Source organism: Paraburkholderia atlantica, from assembly GCF_000092885.1.
Taxonomy (GTDB): domain Bacteria; phylum Pseudomonadota; class Gammaproteobacteria; order Burkholderiales; family Burkholderiaceae; genus Paraburkholderia; species Paraburkholderia atlantica.
Genome location: NC_014117.1, coordinates 1937288 through 1952139, shown reverse-complemented (window position 1 = coordinate 1952139; position 14852 = coordinate 1937288). Strand labels below are relative to the sequence as shown.

The 14852-nt window shown below is 65.0% G+C and carries 14 protein-coding genes and 1 pseudogene; 13 read left to right on the top strand and 2 right to left on the bottom strand.

The features are described from left to right. Positions 1-43 precede the first annotated feature (43 nt). Positions 44-1030: a DMT family transporter gene (locus BC1002_RS08680; RefSeq protein ID WP_013089683.1), complete on the bottom strand. Its 987-nt coding sequence runs from the start codon at positions 1028-1030 to the stop codon at positions 44-46. Between the two features lie 295 nt (positions 1031-1325). On the opposite strand from BC1002_RS08680, the gene guaB reads away from it, so the two are divergent. The 4 genes and pseudogenes from guaB to BC1002_RS38785 form a co-directional block, all read left to right on the top strand. Further along, positions 1326-2786, top strand: a complete 1461-nt coding sequence (guaB, locus tag BC1002_RS08675) for an IMP dehydrogenase (protein WP_013089682.1) — start codon at positions 1326-1328, stop codon at positions 2784-2786. A gap of 6 nt (positions 2787-2792) precedes the next feature. Then, positions 2793-3536, top strand: coding sequence for a hypothetical protein (locus BC1002_RS08670; protein ID WP_013089681.1), 744 nt, complete (start codon positions 2793-2795; stop codon positions 3534-3536). Between the two features lie 203 nt (positions 3537-3739). Continuing rightward, the gene (guaA, locus tag BC1002_RS08665) at positions 3740-5323 is read left to right on the top strand and encodes a glutamine-hydrolyzing GMP synthase (RefSeq protein WP_013089680.1); all 1584 of its coding nucleotides are present in this window, start codon (positions 3740-3742) and stop codon (positions 5321-5323) included. Beyond that, a pseudogene (locus tag BC1002_RS38785) lies at positions 5324-5563 on the top strand (DUF2827 family protein); the annotation flags it as partial. Between the two features lie 45 nt (positions 5564-5608). On the opposite strand, the gene BC1002_RS08660 reads toward BC1002_RS38785, so the two are convergent. After that, complete coding sequence (locus BC1002_RS08660) at positions 5609-6037, bottom strand: amidohydrolase family protein (protein ID WP_238537886.1); 429 nt, start codon at positions 6035-6037, stop codon at positions 5609-5611. Positions 6038-6221: 184 nt separating this feature from the next. On the opposite strand from BC1002_RS08660, the gene BC1002_RS08655 reads away from it, so the two are divergent. From BC1002_RS08655 to uraD, 9 genes are all read left to right on the top strand, one after another. Next, complete coding sequence (locus BC1002_RS08655; RefSeq protein ID WP_013089679.1) at positions 6222-6815, top strand: 2'-5' RNA ligase family protein; 594 nt, start codon at positions 6222-6224, stop codon at positions 6813-6815. A 519-nt stretch (positions 6816-7334) separates the two neighbouring features. Then, positions 7335-7736: a DnaJ family domain-containing protein gene (locus tag BC1002_RS08650; protein ID WP_013089678.1), complete on the top strand. Its 402-nt coding sequence runs from the start codon at positions 7335-7337 to the stop codon at positions 7734-7736. Further along, positions 7733-8482, top strand: coding sequence for a tRNA adenosine(34) deaminase TadA (gene tadA / locus BC1002_RS08645; RefSeq protein ID WP_013089677.1), 750 nt, complete (start codon positions 7733-7735; stop codon positions 8480-8482). Before BC1002_RS08650 ends, tadA begins: the two co-directional genes overlap by 4 nt. 26 nt (positions 8483-8508) lie before the next feature. Continuing rightward, positions 8509-9435 (top strand): muramoyltetrapeptide carboxypeptidase, encoded by a 927-nt coding sequence (ldcA, locus tag BC1002_RS08640; RefSeq protein WP_013089676.1) that lies wholly within the window; start codon positions 8509-8511, stop codon positions 9433-9435. A 320-nt stretch (positions 9436-9755) separates the two neighbouring features. After that, positions 9756-10469, top strand: a complete 714-nt coding sequence (locus BC1002_RS08635; RefSeq protein WP_013089675.1) for a GntR family transcriptional regulator — start codon at positions 9756-9758, stop codon at positions 10467-10469. 366 nt (positions 10470-10835) lie between these two features. Then, positions 10836-12317, top strand: a complete 1482-nt coding sequence (locus tag BC1002_RS08630) for an NCS1 family nucleobase:cation symporter-1 (RefSeq protein ID WP_013089674.1) — start codon at positions 10836-10838, stop codon at positions 12315-12317. Positions 12318-12373: 56 nt separating this feature from the next. After that, entirely contained in the window at positions 12374-13156 is a 783-nt protein-coding gene (locus BC1002_RS08625) for an aspartate/glutamate racemase family protein (RefSeq protein ID WP_013089673.1), read from the top strand. Between the two features lie 209 nt (positions 13157-13365). Next, a complete protein-coding gene (gene puuE / locus BC1002_RS08620; protein ID WP_013089672.1) occupies positions 13366-14316 on the top strand; it encodes an allantoinase PuuE in 951 nt (316 codons plus the stop codon). Further along, positions 14313-14834 (top strand): 2-oxo-4-hydroxy-4-carboxy-5-ureidoimidazoline decarboxylase, encoded by a 522-nt coding sequence (gene uraD / locus BC1002_RS08615; RefSeq protein WP_013089671.1) that lies wholly within the window; start codon positions 14313-14315, stop codon positions 14832-14834. Before puuE ends, uraD begins: the two co-directional genes overlap by 4 nt. Positions 14835-14852: the final 18 nt, after the last annotated feature.

Genomic DNA, 14852 nt, shown 5'->3' with positions numbered 1-14852 from the left:
TTTTTCGCCCGCCCCCCGTGTCACATCATCACGTCACGTCACCTCAAGGCGCCGCTGTTTGCGCCTTTTCGTCCATGCCCTCGATGCGCGCCGCACCCGACGAATCGTCGTCCGAATGCCGGCGCACCGACCACCAGACCCCCGCCACCAGCAGCAGGATCGCCGCGAGTTCGAGCGGGCGCGGCAGGCGCTCGTCGAAAATGAACGCGTAAAGCAGCGCGAACAGCGTCTCGAATACGATCATCTGGCCGGACAGCGTCAGCGGTAGCCGTTTTGCCGCGGCATTCCACAGGCCGTTGCCGAGCCAGGACGCGCCGATCGCGAGCACCAGGTTGAGCAGCCAGAACGTGTGCCAGCGCGCGTCGGCCAGCTCGCCCTGCGGGCCGCCGGACGGCAGCGCGGCGACCACTAGCCACAACGCGCCGCCGAGCGCGCCCGTCACGACGCCCCACAGCACCGACCATTCGTTGCCGCTGAAATGCGTCTGACGCCGCAGGTAGCGGGCGTTTTCGACCGCGAACCAGGTCCAGCAAAGGAGCGCGCCGACCGCGCAGGCCACGCCGAGCAGGCGCGTCGCGATGCTCACCGGCGCCGCGCCGGCCACCGTGAACACGTCGATATTGATGCAGACGATGCCCGCCATCACGGTCGCGAGCGGCCATGCGAGGCGCGCGAGGGGCACGGCGCCGTGATCGCGCCGGCCCATCAGCGTGACCGTGACCGGCAGCACGCCGACGATCAGCGAAGCCGGCGCGATCCCGATCAGGTGCACGGCGGCCGTCAGCAGCAGGTAATAGACGATGTTGCCGGCCAGCGCGAGCTTGACGAGCGCGATCAGGTCCTCGCGGCTCAGCCGTTTGGCGAGCGAGCGCGCGATCGGCAGCGCCGCGGCGAGCGACACGACGCCGTACATCGAATAGCGGCCGGCGACGAGCAGCAGAGGAGAGAAGTCAGGCAGCACGCGCGGCACCAGAAACACCATGCCCCACAAGGCGCCGGCCATGACCCCATATATGACACCGCGCTGCATCGACTGCCCCTGCTGGATAAACTGGAATGGGCGGCAGAATAGCGGTTTTGCGGACGGGGCGTCTTGTTCGATCCTGCATTCGCGTCGCTCGATCGCCGATGGCCGCCGGCCTGGGCCCCGCGTTTGCCTGCGAACGCGCAAACGAAACCCGATCGAACCCGACGCGAAAAGCCAAGCGAAATCAGCGCGTGCCGGAGCGGTAAAAAATCGTCTGAAATTCCCTAAGCTGCTGTTCGCGCAGTGAAAACCGGGGTGGTATCGCGTATAATTCGCTTTTGCGCCTATAGGATTTGCCATGCGTCTGATCCAAACAGCACTCACGTTCGATGACGTGCTCCTCGTCCCGGCCTTCTCCGATGTTCTGCCGCGCGACACCAGCCTCAAGACCCGGCTGACCCGCAACATCTCCCTCAACATGCCGCTCGTGTCCGCCGCGATGGACACGGTCACCGAAGCACGTCTGGCAATCGCCATGGCGCAAATGGGCGGCGTCGGCATCATCCACAAGAACCTCACGCCGGCCGAGCAGGCGCGTGAAGTCGCGAAGGTCAAGCGTTTCGAGTCGGGCGTCGTGCGCGACCCGATCACCGTGCCGCCGCAAATGAAAGTGCGCGACGTGATCGCGCTGTCGCGCCAGCATGGCATTTCGGGCTTCCCGGTCGTCGAAGGTGCGCAACTCGTCGGTATCGTGACGAACCGCGACCTGCGCTTCGAAGAGCGTCTGGACGAGCCGGTGCGCAACATCATGACGCCGCGCGAGCGCCTCGTCACCGTCAAGGAAGGCACGCCGCTCGCCGAAGCGAAGGCGCTGATGCACAGCCACCGCCTCGAGCGCGTGCTGGTCGTCAACGACTCGTTCGAGCTGCGCGGCCTGATGACCGTCAAGGACATCACCAAGCAGACCGAGCACCCGGACGCGTGCAAGGACGAGCACGGCAAGCTGCGCGCGGGCGCGGCGGTCGGCGTCGGCGCGGACAACGAAGAGCGCGTCGAGCTGCTCGTGCAGGCCGGTGTCGACGTGATCGTCGTCGATACCGCGCATGGCCACAGCAAGGGCGTGCTCGAACGCGTCAAGTGGGTCAAGCAGAACTTCCCGCACGTCGAGGTGATCGGCGGCAACATCGCGACCGCCGCGGCTGCCAAGGCGCTCGTCGAATACGGCGCGGACGGCGTCAAGGTCGGTATCGGCCCGGGCTCGATCTGCACGACGCGAATCGTCGCAGGCGTCGGCGTGCCGCAGGTCACCGCGATCTCCAACGTGTCCGAAGCGCTGAACGGCACCGGCGTGCCGGTCATCGCCGACGGCGGCGTGCGCTTCTCGGGCGACGTCAGCAAGGCGCTCGCGGCCGGTGCGAGCGCGGTCATGATGGGCAGCATGTTCGCCGGTACCGAAGAGTCGCCGGGCGAAGTGTTCCTGTACCAGGGCCGCCAGTACAAGTCGTACCGCGGCATGGGCTCGGTCGGCGCGATGAAGGACGGCGCGGCGGACCGCTACTTCCAGGACAACTCGGCGAACATCGACAAGCTGGTGCCGGAAGGCATCGAAGGTCGCGTCGCGTACAAGGGGTCGGTCAACGCGATCCTGTTCCAGCTGATCGGCGGCGTGCGCGCGAGCATGGGCTACTGCGGTTGCCGCACCATCGCCGAAATGAACGAGAAGGCCGAGTTCGTGCAGATCACCGGCGCGGGCCTGCGCGAGTCGCACGTGCATGATGTGCAAATCACCAAGGAAGCGCCCAACTACCACGTGGACTAAACGCCCATGAAGCCACTGCTGCGCGTTGTACTGATCCTCGATGCGTTGGTGCTGCTGGCGTTCGGCCTGCTGTTCGTGCTGACGCCGTGGACCTCGATGTACGACGCGCTGCAACTGGTGCCAACGGAGCCGGTGCTGGTCGGCCAGGCGTTCGGCGTTGCACTGATCGGGCTCGCGTGGCTCGCGCTGCATGCGTCGTTCGACGGAGCGCTGACCTCAACGGTCGCGAAGGTGGTCGGTCATGTGCACTGGCTGATCGGCGTGCTGATGCTGGTCTGGCTGCTGGGGCTGCATACGCCGTCGCTGACCGGCTTCGGGCAGATGGTAGCGGTGCTGGCCGGTGTCGCGCTGGTGGTGATCGGGCTCGGCGGCGTGCGGCTGTCGGGTGTGGTGCGGCGGCGCGAGAAGGGGGACGTGGTCAAGTCCTCCTCGAGCAAGGCCGACAGCCGGGCTGACAAGCGTGTTGCGAAAGAAGCCGAAAAGGATGCCGCGCAGAAGCGTGAACTCGAACGCGACAACGCGCGCGAGCCACGTGTGTCAACGGGCTTTCCGATCTATCAGGCGGAGCCGGTGCCGGAGCCAGTCGTGCCGGTCACGCGGCCGGTCAATCCGGCTGGCGCGGCTTCCGTCGCCACTACCGCGCCGCTTCATCCGGCCGCAAGCGAGCCCGGCTCGAGCGAGTCCGAACGCGCCGCACGCGACGCCCGCAACGACGCGCCCGGCGCACCGCGCCCGCCGTTCCATGGCTGAAGCGCCGCGCGCCAGGCCGTTTGCTGAAGCTACCGGGTTTCGTTCGCGCGCATCGCTGGCGGCGAGTTTCGCCGTTGGTCGCGCCTTTGTGCTTCACCGTAATGTTTGCTGTCGCGCCGTCGCCGCGTTGACCGCTTTGAATTCATCGCCGCGCCTCGTGCGCGGCATTCCGTATCCGCTCACTTCTGATTCCGTCCGCTGCCATGCATGACAAGATCCTGATTCTCGACTTCGGTTCGCAAGTCACCCAACTGATTGCACGTCGCGTTCGCGAAGCCAACGTGTATTCGGAAATCCATCCGTACGACGTCGACGCGTCGTTCATCCGCGACTTCGCGCCGAAGGGCGTGATTCTGTCGGGCGGCCCGAGCTCGGTCACCGAGGAAGACACGCCGCGCGTGCCGCAAGCCGTGTTCGAACTCGGCGTGCCGGTGCTCGGCATCTGCTACGGCATGCAGGCGATGGCCCAGCAGCTGGGCGGCAAGGTCGATATCGGCCATCTGCGCGAATTCGGCTACGCCGAAGTGCGCGCGCGCAATCATACGAGCCTGCTCGAAGGCATCAGCGACTTCACCACGTCCGAAGGCCACGGCATGCTGAAGGTGTGGATGAGCCACGGCGACAAGGTGCTGGAAATGCCGCCCGGCTTCGCGCTGATGGCATCGACGGAGTCGTGCCCGATTGCCGCGATGGCCGACGAACAGCGCCGCTTCTACGGCCTGCAATGGCATCCCGAAGTCACCCACACGGTGCAGGGCCGCGCGATGCTCGAGCGCTTCGTGCTGCAGATCTGCGGTGCGAAGGCAGATTGGGAAATGGGCCACTACATCGACGAGGCCGTCGCGAAGATTCGCGAGCAGGTCGGTAACGAGCACGTCATTCTGGGCTTGTCGGGCGGCGTGGATTCGTCCGTGGCGGCGGCGCTACTGCATCGCGCGATCGGCGATCAGCTGACCTGCGTGTTCGTCGATCATGGCCTCTTGCGTCTGAACGAAGCCGAGCAGGTGATGGCGCTGTTTGCCGATCACCTCGGCGTGAAGGTGATTCACGTCGACGCGAGCGAAGCTTTCCTCGGCAAGCTCGCCGGCGTGACCGATCCGGAGGCGAAGCGCAAGATCATCGGCGCGGAGTTCGTCGAAGTGTTCCAGGCCGAGGCCGGCAAGCTGACCGATGCGAAGTGGCTGGCACAAGGCACGATCTATCCGGACGTCATCGAATCGGCGGGCAAGGGCAAGAAGGCCGCGCAAACCATCAAGAGCCACCACAACGTTGGTGGTCTGCCGGAGACGCTGAACCTGAAGCTGCTCGAACCGCTGCGCGAGCTGTTCAAGGATGAAGTGCGCGAGCTTGGCGTGAAGCTCGGTCTGCCGCACTCGATGGTGTATCGCCATCCGTTCCCGGGCCCGGGTCTGGGCGTGCGGATTCTCGGCGAAGTGAAGCGCGATTTCGCGGACCTGCTGCGCCGCGCGGACGCGATTTTCATCGAGACGCTGCGCAACACGATCGATAAGGAAACCGGCAAGTCGTGGTACGACCTGACGAGCCAGGCATTCGCAGTGTTTCTGCCGGTGAAGAGCGTCGGCGTGATGGGCGACGGGCGCACCTACGAGTACGTCGTCGCGCTGCGCGCGGTGCAGACGCTCGACTTCATGACCGCGCATTGGGCGCATCTGCCGCACGAACTGCTCGGGCATGTGTCGAACCGGATCATCAACGAAGTGCGCGGGATCAACCGGGTCGTCTATGACATCTCGGGGAAGCCGCCTGCGACAATCGAGTGGGAGTGATTGGGCGTCTCGACCGTACCTGCACGACATAGCAACACCACACACCAAAGCCCGCGTTTTCGCGGGCTTTTTTTGTGTGCGCCCCGTTACTCCTATCGTGACAACGACGCTGAAGAGGGGGCGCGTCAGGCCATCGAAGCGATCGACGGGCACGACGCCCGCACGGCGTGGTACCGCGAGATGCAGCGCACGGAGATCGCGCGTTATCGGCCGGATAATCGTCAGCTGGTTGCCACGTACGTGGCGCTGCTCGACGATCTGATCGAGCGGTCACTGCGGTGGTCGTCAGAACCCGAACACCCGCAACGCGTTGTTGCCGCGGATCGCATCGCATTGTTCCTTCGGCAGACGCGCGGTGTTGGCGAACGCGCCGCGAATGTCGTACACCTGATGCGGCCAGTCCGTGCCGAACATCACGCGATCCGCGCCGACCACCGAGACCAGAAATTCGAGGGACGCCGGGCTATATGTGATGCACTCGTAGTAAATATGGCGCAGATAATCGATCGGCTTGCGCTTCATCTTGCGTCGTTGCGGAATCTCGACCTCGTTGCCTTTCTCGAAGCGGCCGGCGAGATAAGGCAATGCACCGCCCGCATGCGACGCGATGAGTTTCAGATTCGGATACTGGTCGAAGAACCGCGATCTGGTCGCGCGCCGGCTCGAAGCGCCGCTCGTACGCGCGACGTGAGTCTGATCCGACGCGCCGAGCATTCGCTGTCGCCCGCCGCGAGTCCTCATCTTTGGTACAAGCGCATCGGCAAGCCGTCCCGCCTGTAGCACTGTAGTTGCGCATGGTCTGTGATACTGTATGAATATACAGTAACATCGCTGCATTGGGCCGCTTGTGCGGCGTTGTGCGGATCGGCAGAAAAATTTAGCGAGGGAACGAGGCGCAATGCCTGAACAACTGTGGTTGCCCGGGCTAGAGGCGCCGCCTCCGCCCACCGATGGGCTCTTTTTCGCGGTTTATCCGGATGCCAATACCGCGGCCGGCATGGCGAAGTATGCGCAGCAGCTTTGCGCAGACACACGCGAGCGCAGCCGCGTGCGCGGCAAAGCGATCGCGGCGAACCGTTTGCATGTGACGCTGAGGCATCTCGGCAATTTCGCGGGCGGCTTGCCGGCCGACGTGGTCGAGGCGGCGAAACGGGCGGCCGTCGCCGTCAGATTGGCGCCGTTTACGGTCGAATTCGACGCGGTCGCCAGCTTCGCGAAAAGGCCGCGGCTCGGGCCGGCTGTGCTGGTCGGCGAACAGGGTGTGCGCGGACTGCAGGCCCTTCACGATGCGCTCGAAGCGAGCTTGCGAGACGACGGCATCGAGCCCGATGCACGTTTTACGCCGCACGTGACGCTGGCGTACGGGATGCCGTGGATCGAGCGCCGTCCGGCCGAGCCGGCATGCTGGAATGTGCGCGAGTTTGCGCTGATGCACAGCCTGCTGGGACGAACCAGGCATATCGTCCTCGCGCGGTGGCCGTTGGTGGGGTAAAGCCGAGGGGCGGGGGAGCGCGTCGGCCACGGCGGTGTCGAGTTCCCGGCCGTCTCGCGACGCAACGGTTAGAACCGCACGCTCGTTCCGCAGCCCGCGGCGTAGGCGCCACCGGTTGTCGCGGCGCCACCGCAAAAAACGCCGCAGCCGGAAAGCAGCAGGGCCGCGGTAACCGCCGCCAGGGCGGGACCTACGCCGATGCGCCCGCATCTGTGCGGGCGCACTTGCACCGGCTGCGCGGCGCAGATAGGACGAGGACACGCGACGGGAAAAGTACTGGGACGGCCGATCGGCTTGAATGGCATTGCGGCATCAATTTGATGACAGGAAAACCCCGGCGTGCCGCGCCAGTCGAGCGCCGCGCGCGTCGTACGGCTCGATGACTTACTCTAAGTCGACGCTGAAGCACCGTCAAAGGCCGAATAGCCGGCAAATCGGCGCTTTTATGCCGTCGATGGAGCACTGAACGCCCGTGCGCTCCCTGATAGAATGCTCGGGCCGCAACGTAGTGGATTGCAGATGAAATTGCTTGATGCGCTTGTCGAACAGCGTATTGCCGCCGCCGCCGCGCGCGGAGAGTTCGACGACTTACCGGGTGCTGGCGCGCCGCTGGCTCTCGATGACGATGCGTTGGTGCCGCAAGAAGTGCGCGTCGCCAACCGGATTCTGAAAAACGCGGGCTTCGTGCCGCCCGCTGTCGAGCAGCTTCGCGCGTTGCGCGACCTGCAAACGGAGCTGAATGCCGTGAGCGATCAGGCGACCCGTTGCCGTCTCCAGGCGCGCATGCTCGCGCTCGATATGGCGCTCGAATCGCTGCGCGGCGGCCCGATGGTCCTGCCGCGCGAATATTGCCGCCGCATCGCCGAACGTCTGTCGGAACGCGCGGGTAACGTCGATGTGGCCGGAGCGGGTTCACAGTGAACGAGCCGCTCGCGTGTACCGCATCGATCGGCTCTTCGGCCCAAACCGAGGACAGCGAGAAATCCGTCGACGCCAGCATCGGCGCGGTCTCCGCGCCCACGGCTGATCACCCTGTGGCCGGTCCCGGCGTCCCTCCCGGAAATTCCGAAGCCCCCATCATCTCCGAACGCGACTTGCGCTTCATGGCGCTCGCTCAGGCCGCCGCCGAAGAAGCGCGCGCAGCCGGCGAAGTACCGGTCGGCGCGGTGCTCGTGCGCGGCGATGAAGTCATCGCCACGGGCTTCAATCATCCGATCGGCGCGCACGATCCGTCCGCGCACGCCGAAATGGTCGCGCTGCGCGCCGCCGCGCAGTCGCTAGAAAACTATCGTTTGCCGGGTTGCGAGCTCTATGTGACGCTCGAGCCTTGCCTGATGTGCGCCGGCGCGATCATGCACGCGCGCATCGCACGTGTCGTGTTCGGCGCACGCGATCCGAAAACCGGCGCGTGCGGCAGCGTGGTCGATGCGTTCGCGAATCCTCGGCTGAACCATCACACGACGGTCAGCGGCGGCGTCCTCGAAGCCGAATGCGGTGCCGCGCTCAGGTCGTTTTTTGCCGAGCGGCGTCGCGCGAGCCGCGCAGCGCGCGCGGCGGCTCGTGGTGAAGCGACCAAAGCGGTTGAAGTGGCCGAAGGGTCCGTTGGCACCGCCACCGACTCCGCCACTCAGCCCAACAGCGAACCGCCCCCAACCACGCCGCTCTAAAACGACAAATGCCAACGGGTCTCGCCATGACCGCTCATCGCACCATCGAACTGATTGCGCCATCCGGCTATCCGCATGATCCGGAGGTGCTGCATCGCGCGTTGCATCGGCTGCGGGCGCAGGGGCACCGTGTCGACGGCGAGGAGGCCGCGAAGCGCCGCTACCAGCGCTTCGCCGGCACCGACGGCGAGCGCGCGGCCGATCTGAACCGGCTAGCCGATCCATCGCGCGAGTTGCCCGATGTCGTGCTGGCCGTGCGCGGCGGTTACGGCGCGGTGCGAATCCTGCACGGTCTCGACTACGAAGGGCTGCAGCGGCGGCTCGCCGATCAGCCGATCGCGCTGGTCGGTCACAGCGACTTCACCGCGATCCAACTGGCGCTGCTCGCGCGCGCCGGCCTGAAGACCTTCGGCGGCCCGATGCTGATGAGCGATTTCGGCGCCGAGGAGCTCAGCGAATTCACGATGCGGCATTTCTGGTCGGCATTGACGCAGCCGACCATCACCGTCGAGAGCAACACGCCGCAAGCGCAGAACGTCGACGTAACGGGCACGTTGTGGGGCGGCAATCTGGCGGTCGTGGCGTCGCTGATCGGCACGCCGTACATGCCGCCGGTGCAGGGCGGCATCCTGTTCGTCGAAGACGTCAACGAGCAGCCGTTCCGCATCGAGCGGATGATCTATCAGCTGCATCTGGCCGGCATCCTCGCGCAGCAGCAGGCGCTCGTGCTGGGCGACTTCACGGGCGGTAAGCCCTACGACTACGACAACGGCTACGACCTGCAGGCGATGGTCGAGCAAGTGCGCTCGCTGATCGGCATTCCGGTCGTGACGGGGCTACAGTTCGGGCACGTCCACAACATGGTGACGCTGCCGGTCGGCGCTAATGCGCATCTGGTCGCCAATGCGCATGGCTTCAGGCTGACGGCGTCGGGCTATCCGAGCCTTGGCTGAAGCCGAGTGGGTTGGGCAGAAGCGGGCGCAACGCCCGCTTTTTTTTTACATTGGCATCGCAACTAACTGTCAGCATCATCCGCTCGCCACCTCCCACACCATTCGCCAATGTTTTCAGTTTTTGTTGACAAAAACTGGGCCGCCAACAATCGGCTTCGCCCCGCCAGAACGGGGGTAAGATTCCCGCCAGACAGCCGTGCAGCTTGACTTGCACGCTTTCCATGACGCAACGCAGCACGAAAACTGTCGAAGATCGACGCAAAAATTGTTGACAATATTTGTGTCCGTCCTATGATGACCAACATACCGAGACGCCAATCATGTCCGACACCGAAGCAGTCGCGAACAGTTCGAAGCCCGAAGCAATCGCCGAGCGCATCCGCGCCGCGATCCTCGAGCATCGGCTGGCACCCGGCGCGAAGCTCACCGAAGCGCAGCTATGCGAAGTATTCGGTGTGAAGCGCGGCCCGATCCGTCAGGCGCTGTCGCAGCTGGCGGGTGAGCGCCTCGTCGATCTCGAGCCGAACCGTGGCGCGTTCGTCGCGAGTCCGTCGTTGCAGGAGGTGCACGAGGTGTTCGAAATGCGCCGCATCATCGAGCTGGCCGTCGTCGAAAAGATCTGTAGCGGACACGGCATGCGGCGCCTGAAGAACATCGGCGGCATGATCGGCCGGGAACGCAAGGCATTCGAAACGCGGGATTTTCCGGCATGGATCCGCTTGTCGGGCGAGTTTCATACGGAGCTCGCGAACCTGACCGGCAACTCAGTGTTGTGCGATTGCCTGAACGGGCTGGTCGCGCGTTCCACGCTGATTTCCGCGCTGTACGAGTCGCTCGGACGCAGCCCGTGCTCGTTCGAGGACCACGAAGCGATTCTCGCCGCGCTCGACGCCGGCGATGCGAAGCAGGCGGCCGCGCTGATGTCGCGCCATCTGCAAAGCGTCGAGTTGAAGATGCTGGAGCGCCCCGCGCGCGGGGCAGCGGATCTGCATGAAGTATTCGGCGCGCTCGCGCCGAAAGAAACGTCCACGTAAAGAGCCGAAGCCGACTCCACCCCAGGCTGAGGCAGATAGCAGGCAAGCGCCCGCTGGTGGTGCGCGCCGCACTGAATTGAACTGAACCGATAAATGCACGGCAGGGCGGCCTCGCGTGAGCGCCGCCGGTCTGAACACGCACGTCCGTCGCGAGACGACGGACCTCAGGGTAGCGACGTATCGCCGGAAATCCGCGGCGGCTGGCGATGCGACAACCACAAGTACGTCAGTACGGAGACACGCGCGGCACGGTCCGGGACCACGACGCCGATTTCTGCGACCCACAGGGCAAGAAGCGAGCAACTGGCATGGCCGATGCAATGTCCGTCGATGCGCTTTCGACGGCCCCAATCCAAAGGAGGAATCATGGCTCAGTTCACTGCAGCGCCAGGCAGTCACCCCATCTCCAACTATCCGGAAGGCACGGCTCAAACCGATCCGTCGATGCCGGCCGGCTACAGCGAGCGGCTCTACAACGCGGACCTCGCGCCGCTGCGCGCGCAGAACTGGAGCGCGTACAACATCTTCGCGTTCTGGATGTCGGATGTGCATAGCGTGGGTGGCTACGTATTCGCGGGGAGTCTCTTCGCGCTCGGCCTGACGAGCTGGCAGGTGCTGGTCGCGTTGCTCGTCGGCATCACACTCGTGAACGTGCTGTGCAACCTGATCGCGAAGCCGAGCCAGTTGAACGGCGTGCCGTACCCGGTCGCGTGCCGGGCGACCTTCGGCGTGCTCGGCGCGAATGTTCCCGCGGTGATCCGCGGCCTGATCGCGGTCGCGTGGTATGGCATCCAGACCTATCTCGCGTCGAGCGCACTCGTGATCGTCGTGCTGAAGTTCGTGCCGCAACTGCTGCCGTATGCGGACGTGCATCGGCATGGCCTGTTCGGTCTGTCGACGCTCGGCTGGGCCGGCTTCATGCTGCTGTGGGTACTGCAGGCGCTGGTGTTCTGGCACGGCATGGAGACCATCAAGAGGTTCATCGACTTCGCCGGGCCGGCCGTCTATGTCGTGATGTTCATTCTCGCCGGCTACATGGTGTATCGCGCGGGCTGGCGCAACATCGGCATCAACCTCGGCGGTGTCAAATATCACGGCATGGAAGTGATACCGGTGATGATCACGGCGATCTCGCTGGTGGTGTCGTACTTCTCCGGACCGATGCTGAATTTCGGCGACTTCTCGCGCTACGGCAAGAGCTTTCGCAGCGTCAAGCGCGGCAACTTCTGGGGCCTGCCGGTCAACTTCCTGGCGTTCTCGCTGGTGACGGTGATCACGACCGCGGCCACGCTGCCGGTGTTCGGCGAGCTGATCACGGACCCGGTCGAGACGGTGGGCCGCATCGACTATCCGATGGCGGTGATTCTCGGTGCGCTGACCTTCACGATCGCGACGATCGGCATCAACATCGTCGCGAACTTCGTGTCGCCGGCCTTCGACTTCTCCAACGTCGCGCCGCGTCTGATCAGCTGGCGCGCGGGCGGCATGCTCGCGGCGGTCGCGTCGGTGTTCATCACGCCGTGGAACCTGTTCAACAATCCGGCCGTGATCCACTACACGCTCGACGTGCTCGGCAGCTTCATCGGACCTTTGTACGGTGTTCTGATCGTCGATTTCTACCTGATCAAGCGTCAGAAGATCGTGCTCGACGATCTGTACACGGTCGCGCCGAACGGTTCGTACTGGTATCGCAACGGCGTCAACTATCGCGCGGTGGCCGCGTTGCTGCCGGCCGCGCTGATCGCGGTGATCTGCGTGATGGTGCCGGGCCTCGACGGCTGCGCGAATTTCTCATGGTTCATCGGCGCGGGACTCGGCGCGCTGTTTTACCGGATGCTCGCGCGCTGAGCTTCATCGAGCGTCAAGTTTTCGCCGCTGCAATAACGAGTCGAACAGGAGTCGCCATGCGTATCAAACTGATCAATCCGAACACGACGCGCCGCATGACCGAGGCGATGGGGCGCTGCGCGCGCGAGGTCGCCGCGCCCGGCACCGAAGTGATCGCCGTCAATCCGACGATGGGCCCGCCGTCGATCGAAGGCTATTACGACGAAGCGCTCGCCACACCCGGTCTACTCGCCGAAGTCACGGCCGGCGAGCGGGAAGGCTGCGACGGCTATGTGATCGCGTGCTTCGGCGACCCCGGTCTCTATGCGGCGCGCGAGTTGGCGCGCGGCCCGGTGATCGGCATCGCCGAGGCGGCGATGCACGCGGCGAGCGTGCTCGCGCCGGGCTTTTCGGTCGTGACGACGCTCGCGCGCACCTGCGGCATGGCCTGGCATCTGGCCGAGCGCTACGGTATGAAGCGCTTCTGCCGCAACGTGCGTGCGACCGACGTCGCCGTGCTCGATCTCGACAAGCCAGGTTCGGCGGCGCGCCGCATCATCCTCGACGAATGCCGGCGTGCGCTCGACGAGGACGGCTCGGACGCGATCGTGCTCGGTTGCGCGGGCATGGCCGAGCTGTGCGCGGAGATCGAGGACGCGCTCGGCGCACCGGTGATCGAAGGCGTGACGGCGGCCGTCAAATGGACCGAGGCGCTGGTGGCGCTGCGTCTCGCGACGGCCAAGCGCGGCGACTATGCACGGCCGCTCGCGAAGCGCTACGACGGCGCGCTCGCCTCGTTCAGCCCTGGTCCGCTGCGGGTAAACGCCGAGTCGGCGGACGCGCACATACACTCGCTGTAACACGCACTATCTGCCCGGCCGTATGGGCTCACCAGGGTGTTTTCGCTACACTGGGTCAACTCGGTGCGGCGGCTTCGGCCGCCGCTGAAGCCGCCAGGCGAGCGCTTGCGAAGGCCGATCCCGCCGTCGCTGCGAGGCGTTTAGAGCCCGAGTTTCATGCGCGAGCTTCACGCAAATTCCTGGTCCCGTCACTACGCATCCGTCAAACCATGCCACTCGACCCGAACTACCCACGCGATCTGATCGGCTACGGCCGCCACCCGGTGCACGCGAACTGGCCGGGGCGCGCGCGCGTCGCGGTGCAATTCGTCCTCAACTACGAAGAGGGCGGCGAAAACTGCGTGCTGCACGGCGATCCAGGTTCCGAGCAGTTCCTGTCGGAGATCGTCGGCGCGGCGGCGTATCCGGCGCGACACATGAGCATGGAGTCGATCTACGAATACGGTTCGCGCGCGGGCGTGTGGCGCATCCTGCGTGAATTCGAGAGACGTGACCTCGCGCTGACGGTGTTCGGCGTCGGCATGGCGATCGAGCGGAATCCGGAAGTCGCGCGGGCGTTCGTCGAACTCGGGCACGAGATCGCGTGCCACGGCTATCGCTGGATTCACTATCAGGACATGTCGCCGGAAAAGGAAGCGGAGCACATGCGCCTCGGCATGGAGGCGATCGAGCGCGTGACCGGCGTGCGGCCGCTTGGCTGGTACACCGGCCGCGACAGTCCGAACACCCATCGGCTGGTCGCCGAATACGGCGGCTTCCTGTACGACTCCGACTACTACGGCGACGACCTGCCGTTCTGGATGGACGTCGAGGTGGCGGGCGGCAAGAGCGTGCCGCAACTGATCGTGCCGTACACGCTCGACACCAACGACATGCGCTTTGCGACTCCGCAAGGCTTCAACACCGCGGACCACTTCTTCACCTACCTGCGCGACGCGTTCGACGTGCTGTACGAAGAGGGCGACGAAGTACCGAAGATGCTGTCGATCGGCATGCATTGCCGGCTGCTCGGTCGGCCGGGGCGTTTCCGGGCGCTGCAGCGCTTTCTCGATCACATCGAACAGCACGATCGCGTATGGGTGTCTCGGCGCGTCGATATCGCGCGGCACTGGCACGAAACTCACCCTTACCGACAAGACGACCGCGAGGCTGCGGCATGAAGGCGATGCGATACACCCTGGACCAACTCAACAGCCTCTCGACCGACGCGTTCGTTGCGACGCTGTCGGGCATCTTCGAGCACTCGCCGTGGGTCGCGGAGATGGCGGCGCGACAGCGGCCGTTCGCGAGCATCGACGAGTTGCATCAGAGCATGTCGCAGATCGTCGAAACCTCGGGCGAGGACAAGCAGCTCGCGCTGATCAACGCGCACCCGGAGCTGGCCGGCAAGGCCGCGGTGCGTGGCGAGCTGACCGCCGAATCGACGCGCGAGCAAAGCGGCGCCGGTCTCGCGCAATGCACGCAGGAAGAGTTCGACAAGCTGCATGCGCTCAATCACGCGTATCGCGAGAAGTTCGGTTTTCCGTTCATTCTCGCGGTGCGCGGCTACGATCGCCACGGCATCATCGCGAACTTTGAAGCGCGCTTGAACAATAGCCGCGCCGACGAAATGCGCGCGAGTCTCGATCAGATCTATCGCATTGCACGTTTCCGGCTCGACGACCTGATCGGCGCGTGACGCGCATTTCGTCACGCA

Bases quoted from the DNA above. Each gene is read 5' to 3' on its own strand.
- BC1002_RS08635 (WP_013089675.1), top strand. From the start codon at position 9,756: ATGTCCGACACCGAAGCAGTCGCGAACAGTTCGAAGCCCGAAGCAATC.
- BC1002_RS08680 (WP_013089683.1), bottom strand. From the start codon at position 1,030: ATGCAGCGCGGTGTCATATATGGGGTCATGGCCGGCGCCTTGTGGGGC.
- guaB (WP_013089682.1), top strand. From the start codon at position 1,326: ATGCGTCTGATCCAAACAGCACTCACGTTCGATGACGTGCTCCTCGTC.
- puuE (WP_013089672.1), top strand. From the start codon at position 13,366: ATGCCACTCGACCCGAACTACCCACGCGATCTGATCGGCTACGGCCGC.
- BC1002_RS08625 (WP_013089673.1), top strand. From the start codon at position 12,374: ATGCGTATCAAACTGATCAATCCGAACACGACGCGCCGCATGACCGAG.
- BC1002_RS08630 (WP_013089674.1), top strand. From the start codon at position 10,836: ATGGCTCAGTTCACTGCAGCGCCAGGCAGTCACCCCATCTCCAACTAT.
- guaA (WP_013089680.1), top strand. From the start codon at position 3,740: ATGCATGACAAGATCCTGATTCTCGACTTCGGTTCGCAAGTCACCCAA.
- uraD (WP_013089671.1), top strand. From the start codon at position 14,313: ATGAAGGCGATGCGATACACCCTGGACCAACTCAACAGCCTCTCGACC.
- BC1002_RS08655 (WP_013089679.1), top strand. From the start codon at position 6,222: ATGCCTGAACAACTGTGGTTGCCCGGGCTAGAGGCGCCGCCTCCGCCC.
- BC1002_RS08660 (WP_238537886.1), bottom strand. From the start codon at position 6,037: ATGCTCGGCGCGTCGGATCAGACTCACGTCGCGCGTACGAGCGGCGCT.
- BC1002_RS08650 (WP_013089678.1), top strand. From the start codon at position 7,335: ATGAAATTGCTTGATGCGCTTGTCGAACAGCGTATTGCCGCCGCCGCC.
- ldcA (WP_013089676.1), top strand. From the start codon at position 8,509: ATGACCGCTCATCGCACCATCGAACTGATTGCGCCATCCGGCTATCCG.
- BC1002_RS08670 (WP_013089681.1), top strand. From the start codon at position 2,793: ATGAAGCCACTGCTGCGCGTTGTACTGATCCTCGATGCGTTGGTGCTG.